At 45.2% G+C, this 23,784-nt stretch carries 20 protein-coding genes; all 20 read left to right on the top strand.

Features of this window, described 5'->3' with window-relative positions:
* Positions 1-113 precede the first annotated feature (113 nt).
* The 20 genes from cpsG to gnd all read left to right on the top strand — a co-directional run bounded on the left by cpsG (position 114) and on the right by gnd (position 23,714).
* Positions 114-1,484, top strand: a complete 1,371-nt coding sequence (gene cpsG, locus CSE01S_RS03610) for a colanic acid biosynthesis phosphomannomutase CpsG (protein WP_042284305.1) — start codon at positions 114-116, stop codon at positions 1,482-1,484.
* Between the two features lie 54 nt (positions 1,485-1,538).
* Positions 1,539-2,933, top strand: coding sequence for an undecaprenyl-phosphate glucose phosphotransferase (wcaJ, locus tag CSE01S_RS03605; protein WP_042284302.1), 1,395 nt, complete (start codon positions 1,539-1,541; stop codon positions 2,931-2,933).
* Between the two features lies 1 nt (position 2,934).
* Positions 2,935-4,413 (top strand): colanic acid undecaprenyl disphosphate flippase WzxC, encoded by a 1,479-nt coding sequence (gene wzxC / locus CSE01S_RS03600; protein ID WP_042284298.1) that lies wholly within the window; start codon positions 2,935-2,937, stop codon positions 4,411-4,413.
* 29 nt (positions 4,414-4,442) lie between these two features.
* A complete protein-coding gene (gene wcaK / locus CSE01S_RS03595; protein WP_042284295.1) occupies positions 4,443-5,723 on the top strand; it encodes a colanic acid biosynthesis pyruvyl transferase WcaK in 1,281 nt (426 codons plus the stop codon).
* Complete coding sequence (gene wcaL / locus CSE01S_RS03590) at positions 5,720-6,940, top strand: colanic acid biosynthesis glycosyltransferase WcaL (RefSeq protein WP_042284293.1); 1,221 nt, start codon at positions 5,720-5,722, stop codon at positions 6,938-6,940. The genes wcaK and wcaL overlap by 4 nt, the downstream gene beginning before the upstream one ends.
* 11 nt (positions 6,941-6,951) lie before the next feature.
* Complete coding sequence (gene wcaM / locus CSE01S_RS03585) at positions 6,952-8,355, top strand: colanic acid biosynthesis protein WcaM (protein WP_042284291.1); 1,404 nt, start codon at positions 6,952-6,954, stop codon at positions 8,353-8,355.
* Between the two features lie 151 nt (positions 8,356-8,506).
* Positions 8,507-9,502 (top strand): SDR family oxidoreductase, encoded by a 996-nt coding sequence (locus CSE01S_RS03580; RefSeq protein ID WP_042284288.1) that lies wholly within the window; start codon positions 8,507-8,509, stop codon positions 9,500-9,502.
* Between the two features lie 236 nt (positions 9,503-9,738).
* Positions 9,739-10,632, top strand: a complete 894-nt coding sequence (gene galF / locus CSE01S_RS03575; protein WP_042284285.1) for a UTP--glucose-1-phosphate uridylyltransferase GalF — start codon at positions 9,739-9,741, stop codon at positions 10,630-10,632.
* A 376-nt stretch (positions 10,633-11,008) separates the two neighbouring features.
* Positions 11,009-12,025 carry a glycosyltransferase gene (locus CSE01S_RS03570; protein WP_042284283.1) on the top strand — a complete coding sequence of 339 codons (1,017 nt, stop codon included), beginning with the start codon at positions 11,009-11,011 and terminating at the stop codon, positions 12,023-12,025.
* A gap of 26 nt (positions 12,026-12,051) precedes the next feature.
* The gene (rfbB, locus tag CSE01S_RS03565; RefSeq protein ID WP_042284280.1) at positions 12,052-13,137 is read left to right on the top strand and encodes a dTDP-glucose 4,6-dehydratase; all 1,086 of its coding nucleotides are present in this window, start codon (positions 12,052-12,054) and stop codon (positions 13,135-13,137) included.
* The gene (gene rfbD, locus CSE01S_RS03560; protein ID WP_042284278.1) at positions 13,137-14,036 is read left to right on the top strand and encodes a dTDP-4-dehydrorhamnose reductase; all 900 of its coding nucleotides are present in this window, start codon (positions 13,137-13,139) and stop codon (positions 14,034-14,036) included. Before rfbB ends, rfbD begins: the two co-directional genes overlap by 1 nt.
* Positions 14,037-14,086: 50 nt before the next feature.
* Entirely contained in the window at positions 14,087-14,965 is an 879-nt protein-coding gene (rfbA, locus tag CSE01S_RS03555) for a glucose-1-phosphate thymidylyltransferase RfbA (RefSeq protein WP_042284277.1), read from the top strand.
* Positions 14,966-14,968: 3 nt separating this feature from the next.
* Positions 14,969-15,526, top strand: coding sequence for a dTDP-4-dehydrorhamnose 3,5-epimerase (gene rfbC, locus CSE01S_RS03550; RefSeq protein WP_042284276.1), 558 nt, complete (start codon positions 14,969-14,971; stop codon positions 15,524-15,526).
* Positions 15,523-16,767, top strand: coding sequence for a flippase (locus CSE01S_RS03545; protein ID WP_042284275.1), 1,245 nt, complete (start codon positions 15,523-15,525; stop codon positions 16,765-16,767). Before rfbC ends, CSE01S_RS03545 begins: the two co-directional genes overlap by 4 nt.
* 51 nt (positions 16,768-16,818) lie before the next feature.
* Positions 16,819-18,000, top strand: coding sequence for an O-antigen polymerase (locus CSE01S_RS03540; protein WP_042284274.1), 1,182 nt, complete (start codon positions 16,819-16,821; stop codon positions 17,998-18,000).
* Positions 17,982-18,917 (top strand): glycosyltransferase, encoded by a 936-nt coding sequence (locus CSE01S_RS03535; protein WP_042284273.1) that lies wholly within the window; start codon positions 17,982-17,984, stop codon positions 18,915-18,917. The genes CSE01S_RS03540 and CSE01S_RS03535 overlap by 19 nt, the downstream gene beginning before the upstream one ends.
* Positions 18,914-19,702: a glycosyltransferase family 2 protein gene (locus tag CSE01S_RS03530; protein ID WP_042284272.1), complete on the top strand. Its 789-nt coding sequence runs from the start codon at positions 18,914-18,916 to the stop codon at positions 19,700-19,702. The genes CSE01S_RS03535 and CSE01S_RS03530 overlap by 4 nt, the downstream gene beginning before the upstream one ends.
* Complete coding sequence (locus CSE01S_RS03525) at positions 19,699-20,787, top strand: glycosyltransferase (RefSeq protein ID WP_042284269.1); 1,089 nt, start codon at positions 19,699-19,701, stop codon at positions 20,785-20,787. The genes CSE01S_RS03530 and CSE01S_RS03525 overlap by 4 nt, the downstream gene beginning before the upstream one ends.
* A 377-nt stretch (positions 20,788-21,164) precedes the next feature.
* Positions 21,165-22,184 carry a UDP-glucose 4-epimerase GalE gene (gene galE, locus CSE01S_RS03520; protein ID WP_042284267.1) on the top strand — a complete coding sequence of 340 codons (1,020 nt, stop codon included), beginning with the start codon at positions 21,165-21,167 and terminating at the stop codon, positions 22,182-22,184.
* A gap of 123 nt (positions 22,185-22,307) precedes the next feature.
* On the top strand, positions 22,308-23,714 hold the full coding sequence (gnd, locus tag CSE01S_RS03515) for an NADP-dependent phosphogluconate dehydrogenase (RefSeq protein ID WP_042284264.1): 1,407 nt from the start codon (positions 22,308-22,310) through the stop codon (positions 23,712-23,714).
* The last annotated feature ends 70 nt before the right edge of the window (positions 23,715-23,784 follow it).

The raw sequence follows: 23,784 nt of genomic DNA, 5'->3' as shown, positions 1-23,784 counted from the left end.
TTTCGCGGCGCAGGGGCGCAGGCTTCCTGTAACGCGAAACAGAATGGGTATCCGAAATGATTATTCTCCTTCCGGGAGAGGGCTAACTGTTGCCTGAAGAAGGGTAAAAAAACATGACAAAATTAACCTGTTTCAAAGCCTACGATATTCGCGGCAGACTGGGCGAAGAATTAAACGAAGATATTGCGTGGCGGATTGGCCGCGCCTACGGCGAATTTCTCAAACCGAAAACCATTGTACTCGGCGGCGACGTGCGTCTGACCAGTGAGGCGCTGAAGCTGGCGCTGGCGAAGGGGTTACAGGACGCGGGCGTCGATGTGCTGGATATCGGCCTTTCCGGCACCGAAGAGATCTATTTCGCCACCTTCCACCTCGGCGTTGACGGTGGCATTGAAGTCACTGCCAGCCATAACCCGATGGACTACAACGGCATGAAGCTGGTGCGCGAGGGTGCGCGCCCAATCAGCGGCGACACCGGCCTGCGCGACGTCCAGCGCCTGGCGGAAGCCAACGACTTCCCGCCGGTCAATATGGCTAAGCGCGGCAGCTATAAACAGATCACCCTGCGCGACGCCTATATCGATCATCTGTTTGGCTACATCAACGTCAACAACCTGACCCCGCTGAAGCTGGTGATCAACTCGGGTAACGGCGCGGCGGGTCCGGTGGTGGACGCTATTGAAGCGCGCTTTAAGGCCCGGGGCGTACCGGTGGAGTTCATCAAGGTGCATAACACCCCGGACGGCAACTTCCCGAACGGTATTCCTAATCCGCTGCTGCCGGAATGTCGCGACGATACCCGCAATGCGGTGATTGAGCACGGCGCGGATATGGGGATTGCTTTTGACGGCGACTTTGACCGCTGCTTCCTGTTCGACGAAAAAGGGCAGTTTATTGAGGGCTACTACATCGTCGGCCTGCTGGCGGAAGCGTTCCTCGAAAAACACCCGGGCGCGAAGATCATCCACGACCCGCGCCTGTCCTGGAATACCGTGGACGTGGTGAAGGCCGCAGGCGGCACGCCGGTGATGTCGAAAACCGGTCATGCGTTTATCAAAGAGCGGATGCGTGCGGAAGATGCTATTTACGGCGGCGAAATGAGCGCCCACCACTACTTCCGTGATTTCGCCTACTGCGACAGCGGGATGATCCCATGGCTGCTGGTGGCGGAGCTGGTATGCCTGAAAGGGCAGTCGCTGGGCGAGCTGGTCCGCGACCGGATGGCGGCGTTCCCGGCGAGCGGGGAGATCAATAGCAAACTGGCGGAACCGGCGACGGCGATCGCCCGCGTGGAGGCGCACTTCGCGAAAGAGGCGCTGTCGGTGGATCGCACTGACGGCATCAGCATGTCGTTTGCCGACTGGCGCTTTAACCTGCGTTCGTCAAACACCGAGCCGGTGGTACGCCTGAACGTCGAATCGCGCGGTGATATCCCGCTGATGGAAGCGCGAACGCGCACTCTGCTGACGCTGCTGAATCAGTAAGGTCAGGTCTTCCCTTACCCGGTCGCGGGTAAGGGGCTAATAACAGGAACAACGATGACAAATCTAAAAAAGCGCGAACGAGCGAAAACCAATGCATCGTTAATCTCTATGGTGCAACGCTTTTCAGATATCACCATCATGTTTGGCGGGCTGTGGCTGGTCTGCGAAGTGAGTGGACGGCCCTTCCTGTATATGCACCTGTTGGTGGCGCTGATTACGCTGGTTGTTTTTCAGATGCTGGGCGGCATGACCGATTTTTACCGATCCTGGCGCGGCGTCAAAATTTCCACAGAATTGACGCTCCTGCTGCAAAACTGGACGCTGAGCCTCGTTTTTTGCGCGGGTCTGGTGGCGTTTAACCAGGATTTCGATAATCGCCTGGGCACCTGGCTGGCGTGGTATCTGTTGAGCAGCATTGGCCTTGTGATCTGCCGTTCGTTTATCCGCTACGGCGCGGGCTGGCTGCGCAACCGCGGCTATAACAAACGCCTGGTGGCGGTAGCGGGCGACCTGCCAGCCGGACAGGCGCTGCTCGACAGTTTTCGCAACGAACCGTGGCTGGGCTTTGAGGTGGTCGGCGTCTATCACGACCCGAAACCGGGCGGTGTATCTTCCGACTGGGCCGGAAATTTTGAACAATTGATTGAGGATGCCAAAGCCTCACGCATCCATAACGTCTATATCGCCATGTCGATGAGCGACGGCGCGCAGGTGAAAAAGCTGGTGCGCGAACTGGCGGATACCACCTGTTCGGTGATCCTTATCCCGGACGTCTTTACCTTCAACATCCTGCATTCGCGCATTGAAGAAGTGAGCGGCGTGCCGGTGGTGCCTCTGTATGACACGCCGCTGTCGGGCATTAACCGTCTGCTGAAACGCGCGGAGGATATTGTGCTCGCCTCGCTGATCCTGCTGCTGATTTCACCGGTACTGTGCGGTATCGCGCTGGCGGTGAAGCTGACCTCGCCAGGTCCGGTGATCTTCCGCCAGACCCGCTACGGTATGGACGGCAAGCCGATCAACGTGTGGAAGTTCCGTTCAATGAAGGTGATGGAAAACGACAAGGTGGTTACGCAGGCGACGCAGAACGATCCGCGCGTGACGAAAGTGGGTAATTTCCTGCGCCGCACTTCGCTTGATGAGCTGCCACAGTTTATCAATGTGCTGACCGGCGGGATGTCGATTGTCGGCCCGCGTCCACATGCGGTGGCGCACAACGAACAGTATCGACAACTGATTGAAGGCTACATGCTGCGCCACAAGGTAAAGCCAGGCATTACCGGTTGGGCGCAGATCAACGGCTGGCGCGGCGAAACCGACACGCTGGAGAAAATGGAAAAACGCGTCGAATTCGACCTGGAATACATCCGCGAATGGAGCATCTGGTTCGACATCAAAATCGTTTTTCTGACCGTTTTCAAAGGTTTCGTTAACAAAGCGGCGTATTAAGATGAGCTTACGAGAAAAAACCATCAGCGGCGCCAAATGGTCAGCCATCGCCACGGTCATTATCATCAGTCTTGGGCTGATTCAGATGACCGTGCTTGCGCGGATTATCGATAATCATCAGTTCGGGCTGCTGACCGTCTCGCTGGTCATCATCGCGTTGGCGGATACCCTGTGCGACTTCGGTATTGCCAACTCGATTATCCAGCGCAAAACGATCAGTCACCTCGAGCTTACCACCCTGTACTGGCTGAACGTGGGGCTGGGGATTGTGGTGTGCGTGGCGGTATATCTGCTGAGCGATGTTATCGCAGGCGTGTTGCATAATCCGGATCTGACGCCGCTGATTAAAACCCTTTCGCTGGTGTTTGTCGTGATCCCGCATGGGCAGCAGTTCCGCGCGCTGATGCAAAAAGAGCTGGAGTTCAACAAGATCGGTATGATCGAAACCAGCGCGGTGCTGGCGGGCTTTACTTTCACGGTGGTCAGCGCCCATTTCTGGCCGTTGGCGTTAACCGCGATTCTGGGATATCTGGTCAACAGTGTCGTGCGCACCCTGCTGTTCGGTTATTTTGGCCGCAAGATTTATCGCCCGGGTCTGCATTTTTCCCTGAAGTCCGTCTCGTCAAACCTGCGCTTTGGCGCCTGGCTGACGGCGGACAGCATCGTCAACTACGTCAATACTAACCTTTCCACGCTGGTACTGGCGCGTATTCTCGGCGCCAGCGTCGCGGGTGGCTACAATCTGGCTTATAACGTGGCGGTGGTGCCGCCAATGAAGCTTAACCCGATCATCACCCGCGTGCTGTTTCCGGCGTTTGCCAAGATTCAGGACGACACGGAAAAGCTGCGCGTGAACTTTTACAAACTGCTGTCCGTTGTGGGAATCATTAACTTTCCGGCGCTGCTCGGGCTGATGGTGGTTTCGGATAACTTCGTGCCGCTGGTGTTTGGCGAAAAGTGGAACAGTATTATCCCGGTGCTGCAACTGCTGTGCATCGTCGGTCTGCTGCGCTCGGTGGGTAACCCGATTGGTTCCTTACTGATGGCAAAAGCGCGGGTGGATATCAGTTTTAAATTCAATGTGTTCAAAACTTTTCTCTTTATTCCGGCAATCATTATCGGCGGGCAGATGGGGGGGGCGATTGGCGTAACGCTGGGCTTCCTGCTGGTGCAGATCGTGAATACCGTACTGAGCTATTTCATCATGATTAAGCCGGTGCTCGGTTCCAGCTACCGCCAGTACATTCTGAGTCTGTGGCTGCCGTTTTATCTCTCGTTGCCCACATTTATCACCGCCTACGGCGCAGGGAAGTTATTTGACAAAGCCTTGCCGCTGTCCGGTGTCTTCACTTTACAGGTCGTGGTCGGAATAGTGAGTTTTATTTTAATGCTTATTTTTTCACGCAACGCGCTGGTCATGGAAATGAAAAGACAGCTGTTCGGCAGTGCAAGAATGAAAAAATTATTACGTGTCGGATGACAGGTAAATAAATCGATAAGAGGCAACTTATGAAATTATTAGTATTAGGCAACCACACCTGTGGGAACCGTGGTGATAGCGCCATTATGCGCGGTTTACTCGATGCCATCCGCCAACAAGAACCTGAAGTCGACATGGATGTGATGAGCCGTTTCCCGGTCAGTTCCGCCTGGTTACAGGGACGGCCAATTATTGCCGATCCGCTGTATCAACTAAGCCAGAAACAGCAGCAGATGACCGGGCTGAATGGCCGGGTCAAAAAAGTGTTGCGCCGTCGCTTTCAGCACAAAATTTTACTGGCGAAGGTTGCGCAGGAAGGATCGCTGCGTAACTTTGCGCTTGCGCCGGAATTTGCCGACTTTGCCCGGTTTATCGCCCAGTATGACGCGGTCATTCAGGTTGGCGGCTCTAACTACGTGGACCTGTACGGCCTGACCCATTTTGAGTATCCCTTATGCGCGTTTATGGCGAACAAACCGATTTATATGGTCGGCCATAGCGTCGGGCCTTTCCAGAACCCGGACTTTAATCAGTTAGCTCATTACGTTTTTGGGCGCACTGATGCGCTGATCCTGCGTGAAACGGTCAGCCGCGATTTGATGACCGCTGCCCAAATCGACACCCGTAAAGTGGAACAAGGCGTGGATACCGCATGGCTGGTAGAGCGCCGCCATGATGATTTTGTCGCCAGTTATGCGGTACAGCACTGGCTGGATGTCACCGCGCGAAGAAAAACGGTGGCCATCACCTTGCGCGATCTCGAGCCCTTCGACAAACGTCTGGGCACGACTCAGCAAGCGTATGAGCAGGCTTTTGCGGACGTTGTGAACAGACTGATTGACGATGGCTATCAGGTGCTGGTGCTTTCAACCTGTACCAGTATTGACCGCTATAACCGCGATGACCGCATGGTGGCGCTCCGGATGGCGAAATTTGTGAAGCCATCGGCGCATTTCCATATCGCGATGGATGAACTGAACGATGTGGAACTGGGCAAGATCCTTGCTTCCTGTGTTTTGACCATCGGCACCCGTCTGCATTCCGCCATCATTTCGATGAACTTTGGCACGCCCGCTATCGCGATTAACTACGAGCACAAATCCGCCGGGATTATGCAGCAGTTAGGCCTGCCAGAGTTGGCGATTGATATTCGTCACCTGCTGAACGGGTCGCTGCAAGGCGTGGTCGCAGATACGCTGGCGCAACTGCCCGCGCTCAGTGAAAAAGTGGATAACGCCGTCACGCAGGAACGAACCAAGGGGTTTGCCATGATTAAATCCGTTCTCGACAGAATTCGGGAGGGGCGATGAAGGTCAGCTTTTTTCTGCTGAAATTCCCACTCTCATCAGAGACGTTTGTTCTTAATCAGATCACGGCGTTTATTGATATGGGATTTGATGTGGACATCGTCGCCCTGCAAAAAGGTGATACGCAAAACACCCATGCCGCCTGGGAAAAATACAACCTGGCGGCGAAGACCCGCTGGCTGCAGGATGAACCGCAGGGTCGGCTGGCGAAACTGCGTTACCGGGCGTTGAAAACGCTGCCGGGACTGCACCGGGCGGCGACGTGGAAATCACTGAATTTCTCCCGCTATGGCGACGAATCACGCAATCTGATCCTGTCGTCTATTTGCGCGCAGGTGAGCACGCCTTTGCAGGCCGATGTGTTCATCGCGCATTTTGGTCCTGCCGGCGTGACGGCGACCAAGCTGCGTGAACTGGGGGTGATCAAGGGCAAAATTGCGACCATTTTCCACGGCATTGATATCTCCAGCCGGGAGGTTCTGAATCACTACGCCCCTGAATACCAACAGTTGTTTCAGCGTGGCGACCTGATGCTGCCTATTAGCGACCTGTGGGCTAAGCGCCTGAAAAGCATGGGCTGCCCGGCGGAAAAAATCGCCGTCTCGCGGATGGGGGTGGACATGGCGCGCTTCAGCCATCGCCCGGTGAAAGCGCCCGGCACGCCGCTGGAGATGATCTCTGTGGCGCGTCTGACCGAGAAAAAAGGGCTGCACGTGGCGATAGAAGCCTGTCGCCAGCTCAAAGAGCAAGGCGTCGCGTTTCGTTACCGCATCCTCGGGATGGGGCCCTGGGAACGGCGTTTGCGGACGCTTATCGAACAGTATCAGCTTGATGACGTGATTGAGATGCCGGGCTTCAAACCGAGCCACGAAGTGAAGGCGATGCTCGACGAGGCGGATCTCTTTTTGCTGCCCTCCATTACCGGCGCGGATGGCGATATGGAAGGCATTCCGGTCGCGCTGATGGAGGCGATGGCGGTGGGGATCCCCGTTGTTTCCACCGTCCACAGCGGTATTCCGGAACTGGTCGAAGCCGGAAAGTCAGGCTGGCTGGTGCCGGAAAACGATGCGCAGGCGCTGGCGGCGCAGCTTGCCGGGTTTAGCCAGATCGATCGCGCAACGCTTGAGCCAGTGGTGAAGCACGCACGTGAAAAAGTTGAACACGATTTTAACCAGCAGGTGATCAACCGTCAGTTAGCCAGCCTGCTGCAAACGATGTAAAACGAGGTTGTATGCCAGAAACGACGCTCTCCCGACGCACCTTCCTGGCGGCAGGCTCCGTGCTTGCCGCGCTTCCTGTATTCCATTCTCCTTTTGCCCGCGCCGTGACCGCGGGCAACACCGTCAACATCCAGGACTATAACCCCAAAGACTGGATCGCTTCCTTCAGGCAGGCCTTTGCCGACGCACAAACCGTGCGGGTTCCGGCGGGTCTGGTTTGCGACAACATCAACGCCGCTATTTTTATTCCGCCGGGTAAGACCTTACGGGTGGAAGGGGCGTTGCGCGGCAATGGACGTGGGCGTTTTGTTCTTCAGGACGGCAGCCAGGTCACCGGTGAGAAGGGCGGCAGTTTGCACAATATCACGCTGGACGTGCGCGGCTCTGACTGTGTCATCAGGGATATTGCGATGAGCGGCTTCGGCCTGGTGACGCAAATTTATATCGGTGGGAAAAAACCGCAAGTGATGCGTAATCTGGTCATCGACAACATCACCGTGACCCAGGCGAACTATGCCATCCTGCGTCAGGGTTTTCATAATCAGGTTGACGGCGCGAGGATCACCAACGGGACATTCACCGACTTACAGGGAGACGCCATTGAGTGGAATGTGGCGATTAATGACCGCAACATCCTCATTTCTGACCATGTGATTGAGCGTATTAACTGTACCAACGGCAAGATCAACTGGGGTATTGGGATTGGCCTGGCGGGCAGCACTTACGACAACACCTATCCAGAAACGCAGACGGTTAAAAATTTTGTCGTCGCCAACATCACCGGTTCCGACTGCCGCCAATTGGTACACGTCGAGAACGGCAAGCATTTTGTCATTCGCAACGTAAAGGCGAAAAATATCACCCCCGATTTCAGTAAAAAGGCCGGGATTGATAACGCAACGGTGGCTATTTATGGCTGTGATAATTTCGTCATTGATAATATCGATATGGTAAATAGCGCCGGCATGTTGATTGGCTACGGGGTGGTAAAAGGTAACTACCTGTCGATTCCGCAAAATTTTAAATTGAATAATATCCGCCTGGATAATACCCAACTTGCGTATAAACTGCGCGGAATACAAATTTCATCCGGCAACGCGACTTCTTTTGTCGCCCTCACCAACATCGACATGAAGCGGGCAACGCTGGAGTTACACAACAAGCCTCAGCACCTTTTCTTACGCAATATCAAGGTCATGCAGGAATCCACCGTTGGCCCGGCGCTGAAGATGCATTTTGACCTGCGCAAAGACGTGCGCGGGAAGTTTATGGCCAAAAACGACACCCTGCTGTCGCTGGCGAACGTTCAGGCGGTCAACGAAAAAGGCCAAAGCTCGGTCGACATTGACCGGATAAATCATCAGGTCGTGAATGTGGACGCGATTAACTTCCGGTTGCCGGAGGGGAGGGGGTAGCGCAAGCTACCATAATCTCACTGGATCTCATGTGTTAAAAGATTATAATTGCCCGATTACCGTTAAAGCTGGGGCTGGGCAGCATTGACTACTCAGGGAAGGTTCTCATCTTTATCTTATGTTCTTGTTTGATAACCAGATTAAGTGATTTATGAACAATAACGTTTTGCTTATCGGGGCTTCAGGATTTGTTGGGACTCGTCTTCTGGAAACAGCAGTAGCTGACTTTAACATCAAAAATCTGGATAAGCAGCAGAGTCATTTCTATCCAGAAATCACCCAGATTGGAGATGTCCGCGATCAGCATGCGCTTGATCAGGCGCTCGCCGGTTTTGACACCGTAGTGCTGCTGGCTGCAGAACATCGTGACGATGTCAGTCCAACGTCGCTTTATTATGATGTAAATGTTCAGGGAACACGCAACGTCCTTGCTGCTATGGAAAAAAATGGTGTAAAAAACATCATCTTTACCAGTTCCGTTGCGGTCTATGGATTGAACAAAAAAAATCCAGACGAAACGCACCCGCATGATCCCTTCAACCATTATGGGAAAAGTAAATGGCAAGCGGAGGAAGTGCTTCGTGAATGGCATGCAAAAGAGCCTGATGAGCGCTCTCTCACGATCATTCGTCCCACCGTCATTTTCGGCGAACGTAACCGGGGGAACGTTTACAACCTGCTTAAACAGATAGCTGGGGGTAAATTCATGATGGTAGGTTCTGGTACGAACTATAAGTCTATGGCTTACGTTGGTAACATCGTCGAATTCATCAAATACAAGCTCAAAAACGTTAAAGCTGGTTACGAAGTCTACAACTATGTGGATAAACCCGATCTCAACATGAACCAGTTGGTTACTGAGGTTGAGCAAAGTTTAGGTAAAAAAATCCCTTCAGTACATCTGCCATACCCGCTGGGTATGCTGGGCGGCTACTGTTTTGATGTGCTGAGTAAGCTTTCTGGTAAGAAATTTGCTGTCAGTTCGGTACGTGTCAAAAAGTTCTGCGCGACTACGCAATTTGATGCCACAAAAGTGCATTCATCCGGTTTTGTAGCACCTTATTCTTTGTCGCAAGGACTGGATCGGACGCTGAAGTATGAATTTGTTCATGACAAGAAAGACGACATAACGTTTGTTTCTGAGTAATACTATAACGTTATGGTGTCGCTACCTGCGATAATTCGGAAAGCGCTTTGGTAATCATTTTAGTCAGGGTTTTCCGAGAAGTCTGAGTAAAACTGCCGCTGATGGAGTGTAGTGTTAAAAGACACTTTTGACTCGCATGTGTGACTTAAAACACAAAAGACGAGAAATGAGCCAGTTTCTGGCTATCATGTGGTTAAGGCCTATACTTTATCAGCCATTTCAGGGTAGGAAAAAGAATGACGAATTTAAAAGCAGTTATACCAGTAGCCGGGCTCGGTATGCATATGTTACCGGCAACAAAGGCCATACCAAAAGAAATGCTACCCATTGTCGACAAGCCGATGATTCAATACATCGTTGACGAGATCGTGGCTGCAGGGATCAAAGAAATCCTTCTGGTGACCCATGCGTCCAAGAACGCCGTTGAGAACCACTTCGACACCTCCTATGAATTAGAGTCACTCCTCGAGCAGCGCGTGAAACGCCAACTGCTGGCGGAAGTGCAATCCATTTGCCCCCCGGGCGTGACGATCATGAATGTCCGTCAGGCGCAGCCGCTGGGGTTGGGCCATTCCATTCTTTGTGCCCGCCCGGTGATCGGCGATAACCCGTTTGTCGTCGTCCTGCCGGACATCATCATTGATAATGCCAGTGCCGATCCGTTGCGCTATAACCTCGCGGCGATGGTGGCGCGTTTCAATGAAACCGGCCGCAGCCAGGTGTTGGCGAAACGTATGAAGGGTGACCTTTCTGAATACTCCGTAATCCAGACCAAAGAACCGCTGGATAACGAAGGTAAAGTCAGCCGCATCGTCGAATTTATTGAGAAACCGGATCAGCCGCAGACCCTGGATTCCGATCTGATGGCCGTGGGGCGTTATGTGCTTTCCGCAGATATCTGGGCAGAACTGGAGCGCACCGAACCGGGCGCCTGGGGCCGTATCCAGTTGACCGACGCCATTGCAGAACTGGCGAAAAAACAGTCGGTTGACGCGATGCTGATGACCGGCGACAGCTATGACTGCGGTAAAAAAATGGGCTACATGCAAGCGTTTGTGAAATATGGACTGCGTAACCTGAAAGAAGGACCGAAGTTCCGTAAGAGCATTGAGAAGTTGCTTAGCGAGTAATCTTAAAAAAGCAATGGTCTTTTGGGCTATCAAACTGAAAACGGCACTAAACATTCATAGTATTGCTGTCAATATACTGAAAATGTTTTAGCCGTTTTTAGTTTTTGGGAAGTCTACGTGTTATCAATAAGTTGCTCAAGAACGCGGGGAAATGTTTTAACAAGATTTTTTCTTGTTTCTAACCTCAATAGGTAAGACAATTAGTGTTTATGTTTTATGGCTAGGTGGCACAACGCTTAGCTCATCAAGCCTGTTAAGTTCGCAGTACACTGGTAGCTGTTAAGCCAGGGGCGGTAGCGTGCTTAGACACTGTTAATTATGTTTTAGATAATTTAACTATTATACAATACTCATCAACAAAAAATTAAAAATCCATATGAGCAACATAGCCTTTATAGTGACGAAATCCGAGATAGGTGGGGCACAGACCTGGACGAACGATATGATGAATTTAGTCCGCAAAGGTAATAATGTGCATTTAATTACATCGGAAAAAGGATGGTTGACTGATCAAAACAATTATGATTTTTGCTTTATATTTCCACAACTAAAGAATAAATTTAGCTTGTTTGGCTACTTGAAACTGCTTAAATATCTAAAAAAAAATAAAATAGAGATAATGGTAGCTAGTTCTGCTAATGCAGGTATTTTTTCGAGAATGTGTAAACTGTTTCACCGTTTTAAATGTATATATGTATCTCATGGATGGTCATGCGTTTATAATGGTGGCGTTCTTAAACCAATATTTATTAAAGTCGAAAAATATCTCTCATATTTAACAGACATTATTTGGTGTGTTTCGTATAGCGATGAAAAAAATGCTATAGAGAAAATAGGCATCAAAAGTGAAAAGATTAAAACAGTACACAACTCCGTATCAGGCATACCTAAGAAACTACATTTAGAAAAAAACAAAAAAGTTATTTTCGTAGGCAGGTTGACTCATCCGAAGCGTCCTGAGTTATTAGCTCAGGTTATTTCTAAACATCCTGATATATATCTTGATGTCGCGGGGGGAGGGGAATACTTGGAAAAACTAAAAGAAGATTTTAAAAACTATAATAACATAACTTTTCTTGGAGAAATCTGTTCATTTAACGAATATTTAAACTATGATATCTTCTCACTTATTTCAGATAGTGAAGGCCTTCCAATGTCAGCATTAGAAGCACATAACGCTGGTATACCTCTCCTAATGAGCGATGTTGGGGGATGTAGGGAGTTAGTGGATGGTAACGGTTTGTTGGTTACAAATACCGAAAAAGATATTGAAGAAAAATTACTTAAAATCATTAATGAATATGACAGTTATTTTTTTCAAGCGCAAGCTGAAAAAGAAAAATTTGAATTTAGAAATTACATTGAACAATATAAAGAAATAATTCTATCATAGTCATAGTGTTATCCCCAGGATCTCAAATGAAAATATTAGTTACTGGCGGGGCCGGTTTTATTGGTTCTGCCGTCATTCGCCATATTATAAATAATACACAGGATTGCGTTGTTAATGTAGATAAGTTAACTTATGCTGGAAACCTTGAGTCACTAACCTTTATCGCGAATAATGAACGATATTCTTTTGAACATGCAGATATTTGTGACTCAGAAGCAATGAAGCGTATCTTTAATGAATATCGACCAGATGCTGTGATGCATCTGGCTGCTGAGAGTCATGTAGATCGGTCTATCACTGGACCTGCTGCATTTATCGAAACCAACATTGTCGGTACCTATGTGCTTCTGGAAGCGGCACGCGAATACTGGTCGTCGCTTGATAGTGAGAAAAAGACAGCCTTCCGTTTTCACCACATTTCAACTGACGAAGTCTATGGGGACTTACCGCACCCGGATGAAGTGGAAGTGGGTAGTAAACTTCCGCTGTTTACTGAAACAACAGCGTATGCGCCAAGCAGTCCGTATTCAGCATCAAAAGCGTCAAGCGATCATCTTGTTCGTGCATGGTTACGGACATATGGTTTGCCAACTATTGTGACCAATTGTTCAAACAACTACGGTCCATATCACTTCCCGGAAAAACTGATCCCGTTGGTTATCCTCAATGCACTGGAAGGAAAACCGTTACCTATTTATGGTAAAGGCGATCAGATTCGTGACTGGCTGTATGTTGAAGATCACGCCCGCGCGCTCTATACCGTTGTCACCCAGGGAACGCCTGGTGAGACCTATAATATTGGCGGTCACAACGAGAAGAAAAATCTCGATGTCGTCCATATCATCTGTGATTTGCTGGATGAGATTGTGCCCAAAGAGGGATCGTATCGCGATCAAATCACCTACGTTACGGATCGTCCGGGTCACGATCGCCGCTATGCGATTGATGCTGATAAAATTAGCCGCGAGTTGGGCTGGAAACCGCAGGAAACCTTTGAGAGTGGGATTCGTAAAACTGTGCAGTGGTATTTAGCAAACGCGCAGTGGGTTGAGAACATTAAAAGCGGTGCTTATCAGAGCTGGATCGAACAAAACTATGGGGAACGTCAGTAATGAACATCCTTTTGTTCGGTAAGACAGGGCAGGTGGGCTGGGAGTTGCAACGTTCACTCGCACCATTAGGAAACCTGATTGCGCTTGATGTTCATTCTACCGACTACTGTGGCGATTTTAGTGATCCTGAAGGTGTCGCAGAGACGGTTCGCCGCATCCGCCCCGATGTCATTGTCAATGCAGCAGCGCATACCGCCGTGGATAAAGCAGAAACAGAGGTTGAGTTTGCCCAGTTACTGAACGCAACGAGTGTCGAAGCGATAGCGGAAGCTGCGCAAGAGGTAGGGGCCTGGGTAGTGCATTATTCCACCGACTATGTTTTTCCGGGTACTGGCGAGACACCATGGCGCGAGACAGATGCAACGGCTCCACTAAATGTCTATGGTGAAACAAAGCTGGCAGGTGAAAAGGCACTACAGACGCATTGTTCCCGGCATCTGATATTCCGCACCAGTTGGGTCTATGCAGGTAAGGGCAATAACTTTGCGAAGACCATGTTACGTCTCGCGAAAGAACGCGCTGAAATGGCTGTTATTAACGATCAGTATGGTGCGCCAACGGGGGCTGAGCTGCTGGCGGATTGTACTGCACATGCCATTCGTGTTGCCATGGTTAAACCGGAAGTGGCAGGGCTTTATCATCTGGTGGCCAGTGGTACAACCACCTGGTATGACTATGCTTCTTTTGTTTTCGCCGAAGCGCAGAAATCGGAAGTAAATTTAGCTCTGACCAAGCTTAAAGCGGTCCCAACCAGCTCATACCCGACTCCAGCGAAACGTCCTGCTAACTCCAGACTGAACTCGGATAAATTCCAGAAAACTTTTGATTTAGTCCTCCCGCAATGGGAAACGGGTGTCAAACGTATGCTGGATGAGTTGTTTACAACGACAGCAATTTAACAATTTTTTAATGCCCGAATGTGGGCATTTTGTGTTTAAGAGAAGAAGATATGAAAACGCGTAAAGGGATTATTCTCGCTGGTGGCTCCGGCACTCGTCTTTACCCGGTTACAATGGCTGTGAGTAAACAATTGCTGCCTATTTATGATAAGCCAATGATTTACTATCCGCTTTCTACCCTGATGCTAGCGGGTATTCGGGATATTCTCATTATCAGCACTCCACAGGACACGCCACGCTTTGAGCAACTGCTTGGCGATGGTAGTCAGTGGGGATTAAATCTTCAGTATAAAGTGCAGCCAAGCCCTGACGGTCTGGCGCAGGCATTTATCATTGGCGAAGAATTTATTGGTAATGATGATTGTGCATTAGTACTTGGGGATAATATTTTCTACGGTCACGATCTTCCGAAACTGATGGACGCTGCCGTGAATAAAGAAAGCGGGGCGACTGTTTTTGCATATCATGTGAACGACCCCGAGCGCTATGGCGTGGTGGAGTTTGATAAAAATGGTACTGCTATCAGCCTGGAAGAAAAACCGCTTGAGCCAAAAAGCAATTATGCGGTAACGGGGCTTTATTTCTACGATAACAGTGTTGTTGAGATGGCCAGAAATCTGAAGCCTTCCGCGCGTGGTGAACTGGAAATCACCGATATCAACCGTATTTATATGGAACAGGGAAGATTATCTGTTGCCATGATGGGCCGTGGCTATGCCTGGCTGGATACCGGAACGCATCAAAGTTTGATTGAGGCGAGTAACTTTATTGCGACAATCGAGGAACGTCAAGGGTTGAAAGTTTCTTGCCCCGAGGAGATAGCCTTTCGCAAAGGCTTTATTGGCGCAGAGCAGGTTAAAAAACTAGCTGGGCCATTGAATAAAAATGATTATGGGAAATATCTTATCAAAATAATTAAAGGTTATTAAAAAATGAAAGTTATAAAGACAGAATTACCAGATGTAATTATTTTAGAGCCTACTGTTTATTGTGATAATCGTGGATTTTTTTTTGAAAGTTTTAACCAGCGAACTTTTGAAGATGCGATAGGTAGAAGTGTTAATTTTGTACAGGATAATCATTCGAAATCACATAAAGGGGTATTGCGTGGCTTACATTATCAGCTAAATCCACACGCTCAGGGTAAACTTGTGCGATGTGTAGCTGGTGAAGTTTTTGATGTTGCCGTCGATCTTCGAAAATCTTCATTGACCTTCGGTAAATGGATTGGTGTTCATTTATCATCGGAAAATAAACGACAGTTATGGATACCTGAGGGATTTGCTCATGGTTTCTTGGTATTGAGCGAGAGGGCAGAATTTGTTTATAAGACCACGAATTATTACAGTCCTGAAGCGGAACGATCAATAAATTATGCCGATCCTCAGATTAATATTAAATGGCCGCTAAATATAACTTTTAAACTTTCTCCTAAAGACGAAGTTGCACCGGATTTGGCGTTTATTATAAAAAATGAGTTTTTTGAATGAGTGTTATAAAAAACAGCCTTTGGAACGTTGCTGGTTATATTATTCCAGCGATTATAACGGTACCAGCATTAGGCATTCTGGGGAGGGTCTTAGGAGCAGAAACCTTTGGTATATTTACCCTTGCAATGGCGATTGTTGGGTATGCAAGTATTTTTGATGTGGGATTGTCGAGGGCTGTTATCCGTGAAATAGCGCTATTCCGAAATGATAATGAAGAAAAAAGAAAAATAATCTTTACAGCAACATTATTGGTTATGGTAATGGGCGTTATCGCCTCTTTTATCTTATATTCCTCAAGCGATGCTATAACTAATTTATTAAAAATAAGTATTGGTTTACATTTAAGTGTTGTCAATTCTTTGAAGATACTTTCTCTCTCGATTCCTGTATTTTTAATAACTCAAATATGGCTTGCAATTCTAGAAGGTGAGGAAAGATTTGGCGTATTAAACATATACAAATCTGTGACAGGCTCCCTTCTTTCACTTCTTCCTGTCGGCTTCATTTTAGTTTCTCCTACAATAGAATATGCTATTTCCGGTCTTGTTATATCAAGATTAATCTGTCTGGTATTTGCATTTTTTCTGTGCAGAGAAATACTTGTTGAGTCACTTTTTAGGTTCAGCAAAATAACATTAAAGCGGATGCTTATGTTTGGCGGATGGATAACTATAAGCAATATCATAAGCCCATTAATGGCATACTTTGACCGATTTATTGTTTCTAACCAGCTAGGAGCGGCTATGGTTGCTTTTTATACTGCTCCCTCAGAAATTATCGCAAGATTAGGTATTGTTCCCGGTGCATTTGCGCGGGCCATTTTCCCTCGTTTAAGTTCTTCAAAGAATGTCCACGATAGGAAAAAAAATAAAAATCTCGTCACGGTAATTTTGTTTTTAATTACTTTTCCAATATTTGTAGTTGGGAGTATTGTCAGTGATAAATTTATGATATTGTGGATGGGACCTGAATTTTCCGGGACTTCAGCCACGATTTTAATTATTCTTTTAATTGGCTTTGTCTTCAATTCATTAGCACAGGTTCCTTTTGCAAGTATACAATCCCGGGGTTATGCAAAAATTACCGCTTATATACACATGCTTGAGTTGATACCGTATTTGTTAGTTCTGTTTTATTTTATTAAGAGCTTTGGGGTGGTTGGTGCAGCATATGCCTGGAGCATAAGAGTTACAGTGGATTACATATTGCTGTCATTCATCGATAGATGCTTTGATAGGTAACAAAATAATCTACTTATAATAGCTTTCAAAGAAAGTAGGAACTGACTTATTATGATATATGTTATCACTCTTGCTATTATATCAACGCTAGGGCTTTTTGTTGCACTTTATTTAGTTAAATCTAATTTTACATCACCCCTGTCATTACATTGTTTCGCTTGGTTTCTTGTTACATCTACAGGATTGTTCGCTTATGATGAGTTCATAGAGTTTCCCGAAATTAGTTTCTATGCGTTAATGATTTGGTATACAATTGTATACATTATTTTAATTACTGGCGAACTGGTCTCCTTAAAAATAAATAGCACTTTATATTATGAAAACAGAGAATATGTTTGCGGACGATATTGGATTATAGTAATACCACTATCTATCTATACAGTGTATGAAATATATAACGTTGGGAATAACGGACCTGCATCATTTCTCCTCAACTTACGTCTCGCAAATATTATTGAAGATTATGAAGGTGAAAAATTCACCTTGATGACAACTGTCTATCCAGTTTTGATAGCAATGTTTTCAATCGTTTGCATTACTGAAAGAAACAAAAAGAACAAGTATACATTATGGCTATGGATGATTTTATTTTGTATAGGGACTATGGGAAAATTTGCTTTAATCACCCCAATTTTGATTTTCTTAGTGATACGTGAAATGACAGTAGGATTAAATAAAAAGAAGTTGTTTTTTATAGCGCCTGCAATAATTTTCGCTATTCTTTTTATGCATTTTATGAGAATGTCCAGTGGGGAGAGCACAACGGTGAGTTCTGTGTTGGGTATATATATTTACTCTCCACTTTTGGCATTAAGCAAATTATCTGAGCTGAATACAAATGGTGAAGCCGGTGAATATACTTTTAGGTTTCTGATCGCAGTTTTATACAAAACGGGATTATCATCGACTGAACCAGTTAAAACGATTTTAGATTACGTGAACGTACCGGTTCCGACCAATGTATTTACAGTTATGCAACCATTTTACCAAGATTATTCTTTGTTAGGCGTAGCTTTCGGCGCGATTTTATATGGAGTTATATATTCAACGATATATTTGTTGGCCAAAAAAGGTAATCCTCTTGCGTTACTTATTTATGCTAGTTTTGCTATTGGTCTGTTTACCTCATTTTTCGCTGAAACTTTAATAACCAATCTTGCTGGTAATATTAAAGTGGTTATTTGCATGTATTTATTATGGAGATTTACAGTCAAATGCAAGATAAAACAGTAACGATCTTAATGGCAACTTATAATGGAAGCGCATTTATAGAGAACCAAATTCTTTCATTGCAGCAACAGAAATATAAAAACTGGATACTTTATATTCATGATGATGGTTCATCAGATAACACCCTTGATATTATAAAAAGAATGCAGTTAATTGATAGTCGTATTAATCTTATTGAGGATGGTATAACAGGACTTGGTGCGGGTAAAAACTTTCTATCATTAGTAAAGTTTTCGAATACAAATTATACAATTTTTTGCGATCAAGATGATATTTGGCTCGAAAACAAATTAAGCAGTATCATTGCTTATGCTGACAATAAAGGAATGGGAACCAGTAAGTTACCATCGATAGTATATGCTGATGGGTACGCTTTTGATGACAATACGGGGCATATCGATTTTAGTGGTATATCTCATAACCACGCCAATCGATTGAAAGATTTTTTATTTTTCAATGCTGGTTATCAGGGATGTTCGATTTTATTTAATAAAGCAATGGTCGGTATAGTGGCCGATTATCACGGTTATGTTCACTTACATGATGATGTCGTTAGTCTGGTTGCGCATTCGATGGGACACGTATATTTCTTACCTAAAAAGTTAATGCTATATCGACAGCATATGGGTGCTGTGACTGGGCAAAAAAAATTTAATAATAGATTCATTTCAATGTTGACATCTAAGGTCAATTACCTCCTATCGAAAGAGCATTTTTTAGTGAAGAGAGCGTTTTATGAAAATTACTACCATCTCTTAACAGATGATATTAAAAAAGATTTTGAAATCTTCTTCAAATTTTGTGACACAAAAAGCAAGTTTTCCCAAATAATAATATTATTGAAGCATGATTTCCGCTTAAACAATAGCAGAATAAAACTATTGTTAAAATGTATAGTTAGAAGGACCTTTAGCCAATGATCTCAGTATTAACACCTACTTACAATCGTGCCTATACGCTAACGAGATTATACACTTCGTTAATTAACCAATCGGCTAAATCATTTGAATGGGTTGTTATTGATGATGGCAGTATAGATGATACTGAAAAATTAATAAAAGAATTTCAGAAACAAAATCTAATCAGAATTTTTTATTTTTATCAGACAAATACAGGGAAATCACAAGCTATTAATGCTGGTGTGCAATTATGTGAGGGAAATCATATCCTGATAGTTGATAGCGATGATATTTTAACATATGACGCTATTTCTTGTGTCGAAGATAGTCTAAATCAAGCGGATAAAGATCTTAAAAAAATATCAGGCGTGGCATTTCGTAAAGCCTATTTAGATAAAACCATTATAGGCATTTCTTTTAATGAAGCATCTGACAGCATCTGTTATCTTCCAGCGACTGATGCTGGTCACCTATTTAAAGGAGATCTTGCATATTGCTTTAAGAAAGAGATATTGATGCAGCATCCATTCCCCCACTTTCACAATGAAAAATTTGTACCAGAGTTATATATCTGGAATAAAATTACAGATCATGCCTTAGTAAAGTTTCATAAAAATAAAGCAGTTTACCTCTGTGAGTATCTCGAAGATGGATTATCTTTGAACTTTAAGTCTCAACTATTAGCAAATCCAAAAGGATTTGGTATCTATTATAAAGATCAGTTTAAGCGTGAGACGAGCTACATCCGAAAAATGAAAATGTTGATCCGTTATTTCCAATGTAAATTATACGAGCTTAGAAAATGAAAATTGTATTAGTAATTACAGGCTTGGGTCTGGGAGGTGCAGAAAAGCAGGTATGTTTATTAGCGGATAGACTTACTGAAGCGAAGCATCACGTTTCAATAATTACCCTTACTGGGGAAAATACGGTTCTACCTCATAATGAAAATATCACTATTTACAATGTTAATATGAAAAAAAATCCATTAGGATTGTTATTAGGTGTGATTAAACTGCGAAATATAATTTCTATACTTAAACCTGATGTTGTTCATAGTCATATGTTCCATGCCAATATTATGTCGAGATTATCCAAGCTATTTGGACATTGTACGTATAAACTCATATGTACAGCTCATAGTAAATATGAAGGTGGAAAATTACGCATGCTCAGTTACCGCTTTACTGATTATCTAAGTGACATAAATACAAACGTTAGTAAAGAGGCTCTCCGTGAATACATCGATAAAAAATTTTTTTCTGAAGCTAAATCTATTGTTGTTTATAATGGTGTTGATACTGAAAAATTTTCTTTCAGCATCGAAAAACGTCTTTCCATAAGAAAAATATTGTCTATCGATGTTAATGATAAGTTGATTCTTAGCGTGGGAAGATTAAATCCTGCAAAAGATTATCCAAATTTATTATCAGCCTTCATGCTTTTACCTGATGACTATAAGCTTATTATAATAGGTGAGGGAGAGGTTCGACCGAAAATTGAAAAGATAATTAAAGATCACAATTTAGAGGCTCGTGTTAATTTACTTGGAAGTATAAGTAATGTTTCTGATTATTATTCTGCATGCGATATATTTGTTTTATCCTCCGCTTGGGAAGGTTTTAGCCTAGTTGTTATTGAAGCCATGTCATGTCAGCGAATAGCCGTTTGTACAGATGCTGGCGGAGTGAAAGAAGCTTTTACGAATTCTGATTATATCGTTCCTACCTCAGATGCTAAAGCCCTGGCTAACAAAATCATTGAAGTCGGTAATTTACCAATATCATCAATAAATGAGATAGAAAAGGAAAACAGGAGAAAAGTCGTTGATCATTTCTCAATAAACTCTATAGTTAATCATTGGCTAAATGTTTACAAAAGTAATTTTTGAATATATTAATCAATTACTCAATCCAATAAGCAGTCAAAGATAGCTACATATTATTAATATATGCATAATATTATGTATATGTATGGAAAGGATTATAAATAAGTTTGATGATATGCCTTCGATATATAAGCACTTCAAATAAAATAATTGCATTTCTTATTCTCAACTTTCAGAGGGTTTTATTTGTACGTAAAAAATAATTTCTCCTCGTTCTGATCAAGAAATAATAGCAATGTGAAAGGAAATAGTGGACACAAGGCAATCAATTTGATGAATTTTTTCTATATAAAGATTAGCTTTATATGCTGAAAATATTTTAATAAAATCATGTGGTTTATTTGATTGCAATTGTTTTATAATTAATAAGGTCGGTGTTTATGAGTATTTTAGTTACAGGTGGTGCTGGTTATATAGGTTCTCATACTGTAGTGAGACTGCTTGAAAAAGGTAAAAGCGTTGTTATCATTGACGATTTTAATAATTCCTCACCTGAAGCGTTAATAAGAGTTAAAGATATCACTAATGTAAAACCTACCTTTTATGAGGGCTCAATACTTGATAAACACCTCTTAAAAAGAATATTTAGTGAAAATAATATCACCGATGTTATCCACTTTGCAGGACTTAAATCAGTTGGTGAATCAATATCATATCCTCTAAAATACTATGAGGTGAATATATCCGGAACCTTATGCTTGATAGATGAGATGATTAAACAAAATGTAAATAATTTAATTTTTAGCTCTTCTGCAACTGTATATGGTGAACCAGAAACAATTCCTTTAACTGAGAGCTCACGTATTGGAGGAACTACAAATCCTTACGGTACATCGAAGCTCATGGTTGAGAAGATACTTGAGGATATAGCGCGTGCATATCCTGACTTTAGAGTGACAATCTTGCGCTATTTTAATCCAGTTGCAGCTCATCCCTCTGGAAATATAGGTGAAGACCCTAATGGCATCCCAAATAATCTTATGCCGTATATCTGTCAGGTTGCTGTCGGTAAGCATAAGCAAGTGTCAGTATATGGAAGCGATTATCCAACAAAGGATGGGACTGGAGTCCGTGATTTTATACATGTTATGGATCTCGCTGAAGGTCATATTGCTGCGTTAGATCATAGAAACGAAGGACCAAATCATAAAGTTTATAATCTCGGAACGGGTAAAGGTTATTCAGTTCTGGAACTCTTAACCGCTTTTGAACGAGTAACCTCTCGCACTGTACCTTATACTTTAAGTGAAAGACGCTCTGGAGATATCGCCGAATGTTGGTCCGATCCTGCGAAAGCAGAAAAAGAGCTTGGATGGAAAGCGAGGCGAGGCTTGGATGATATGATTCGAGATTCTTGGAATTGGCAGCAAAAGAATCCAAATGGTTATAAAAAGGACTAAATAAGCCGAAAGCATTTTTAGCTAATAGCAAGAATAATCAATTTTTATGTATTCTGAGTTAACATGATACCAATATTGATCTGCGATAATGTATCGCAGTACCACACCTGACAGGAGTATGTAATGTCCAAGCAACAGATCGGCGTCGTCGGTATGGCAGTGATGGGGCGCAACCTGGCGCTCAACATCGAGAGCCGTGGTTATACCGTCTCTGTTTTCAACCGCTCCCGTGAAAAGACCGAAGAAGTGATTGCCGAAAATCCCGGTAAGAAACTGGTGCCTTATTACACGGTGAAAGAGTTCGTTGAATCCCTTGAAACGCCTCGTCGCATCCTGTTAATGGTGAAAGCTGGTGCGGGCACGGATGCAGCCATCGATTCGCTGAAACCTTATCTTGATAAGGGCGACATCATCATTGACGGCGGTAACACTTTCTTCCAGGACACCATTCGCCGTAACCGCGAACTGTCCGCAGAAGGGTTTAACTTTATCGGTACCGGTGTCTCCGGCGGTGAAGAGGGCGCGTTGAAAGGGCCATCTATCATGCCTGGCGGCCAGAAAGAAGCGTACGAACTGGTTGCCCCGATTCTGACGAAAATCGCTGCAGTAGCGGAAGATGGCGAACCTTGTGTAACCTATATCGGTGCTGACGGCGCAGGCCACTATGTGAAGATGGTCCATAACGGTATTGAATACGGCGATATGCAACTGATTGCTGAAGCCTATTCACTTCTGAAGGGGGGTCTGAATCTCAGCAATGAAGAGCTGGCCAGCACCTTTACGGAATGGAACAACGGTGAACTGAGCAGCTACCTGATCGACATCACCAAAGACATCTTCACCAAAAAAGATGAAGACGGTAAATACCTTGTTGATGTCATCCTGGATGAAGCGGCCAACAAAGGTACCGGTAAATGGACCAGCCAGAGTTCGCTGGATCTCGGCGAACCGCTGTCCTTGATCACCGAATCGGTCTTTGCGCGTTATATCTCTTCGCTAAAAGAGCAGCGCGTTGCTGCTTCAAAAGTATTAACGGGGCCGAAAGCGCAGCCGGCAGGGGATAAAGCGGAATTTATCGAGAAAGTGCGCCGCGCGCTGTACCTCGGTAAAATCGTTTCTTATGCTCAGGGCTTTTCACAACTGCGCGCTGCGTCTGATGAGTACAACTGGGATCTCAACTACGGTGAAATCGCGAAGATTTTCCGTGCTGGTTGCATCATTCGTGCGCAGTTCCTGCAGAAGATCACCGATGCCTACGCGCAAAATGCCGGTATCGCCAACCTGTTGCTGGATCCGTACTTCAAAAACATTGCGGATGAATATCAGCAGGCACTGCGTGACGTCGTGGCTTACGCGGTGCAGAACGGTATCCCTGTACCTACGTTCTCTGCGGCAGTCGCCTACTACGACAGTTACCGTGCGGAAGTCCTGCCTGCTAACCTGATCCAGGCGCAGCGTGACTACTTTGGCGCACATACCTATAAGCGTACTGATAAAGAAGGCGTTTTCCACACCGAATGGTTGGATTAATTCCTTTTAGCTTACAAAGCCCGGTTTTTTAACCGGGTTTTTTTTATCCGAATTCTTATTGCTTTATTTC

Source organism: Citrobacter sedlakii NBRC 105722 (assembly GCF_000759835.1).
GTDB lineage: Bacteria > Pseudomonadota > Gammaproteobacteria > Enterobacterales > Enterobacteriaceae > Citrobacter_A > Citrobacter_A sedlakii.
The sequence above is the reverse complement of the archived record's forward strand: the minus strand, read 5'-3'. Positions and strand labels throughout refer to the sequence as shown.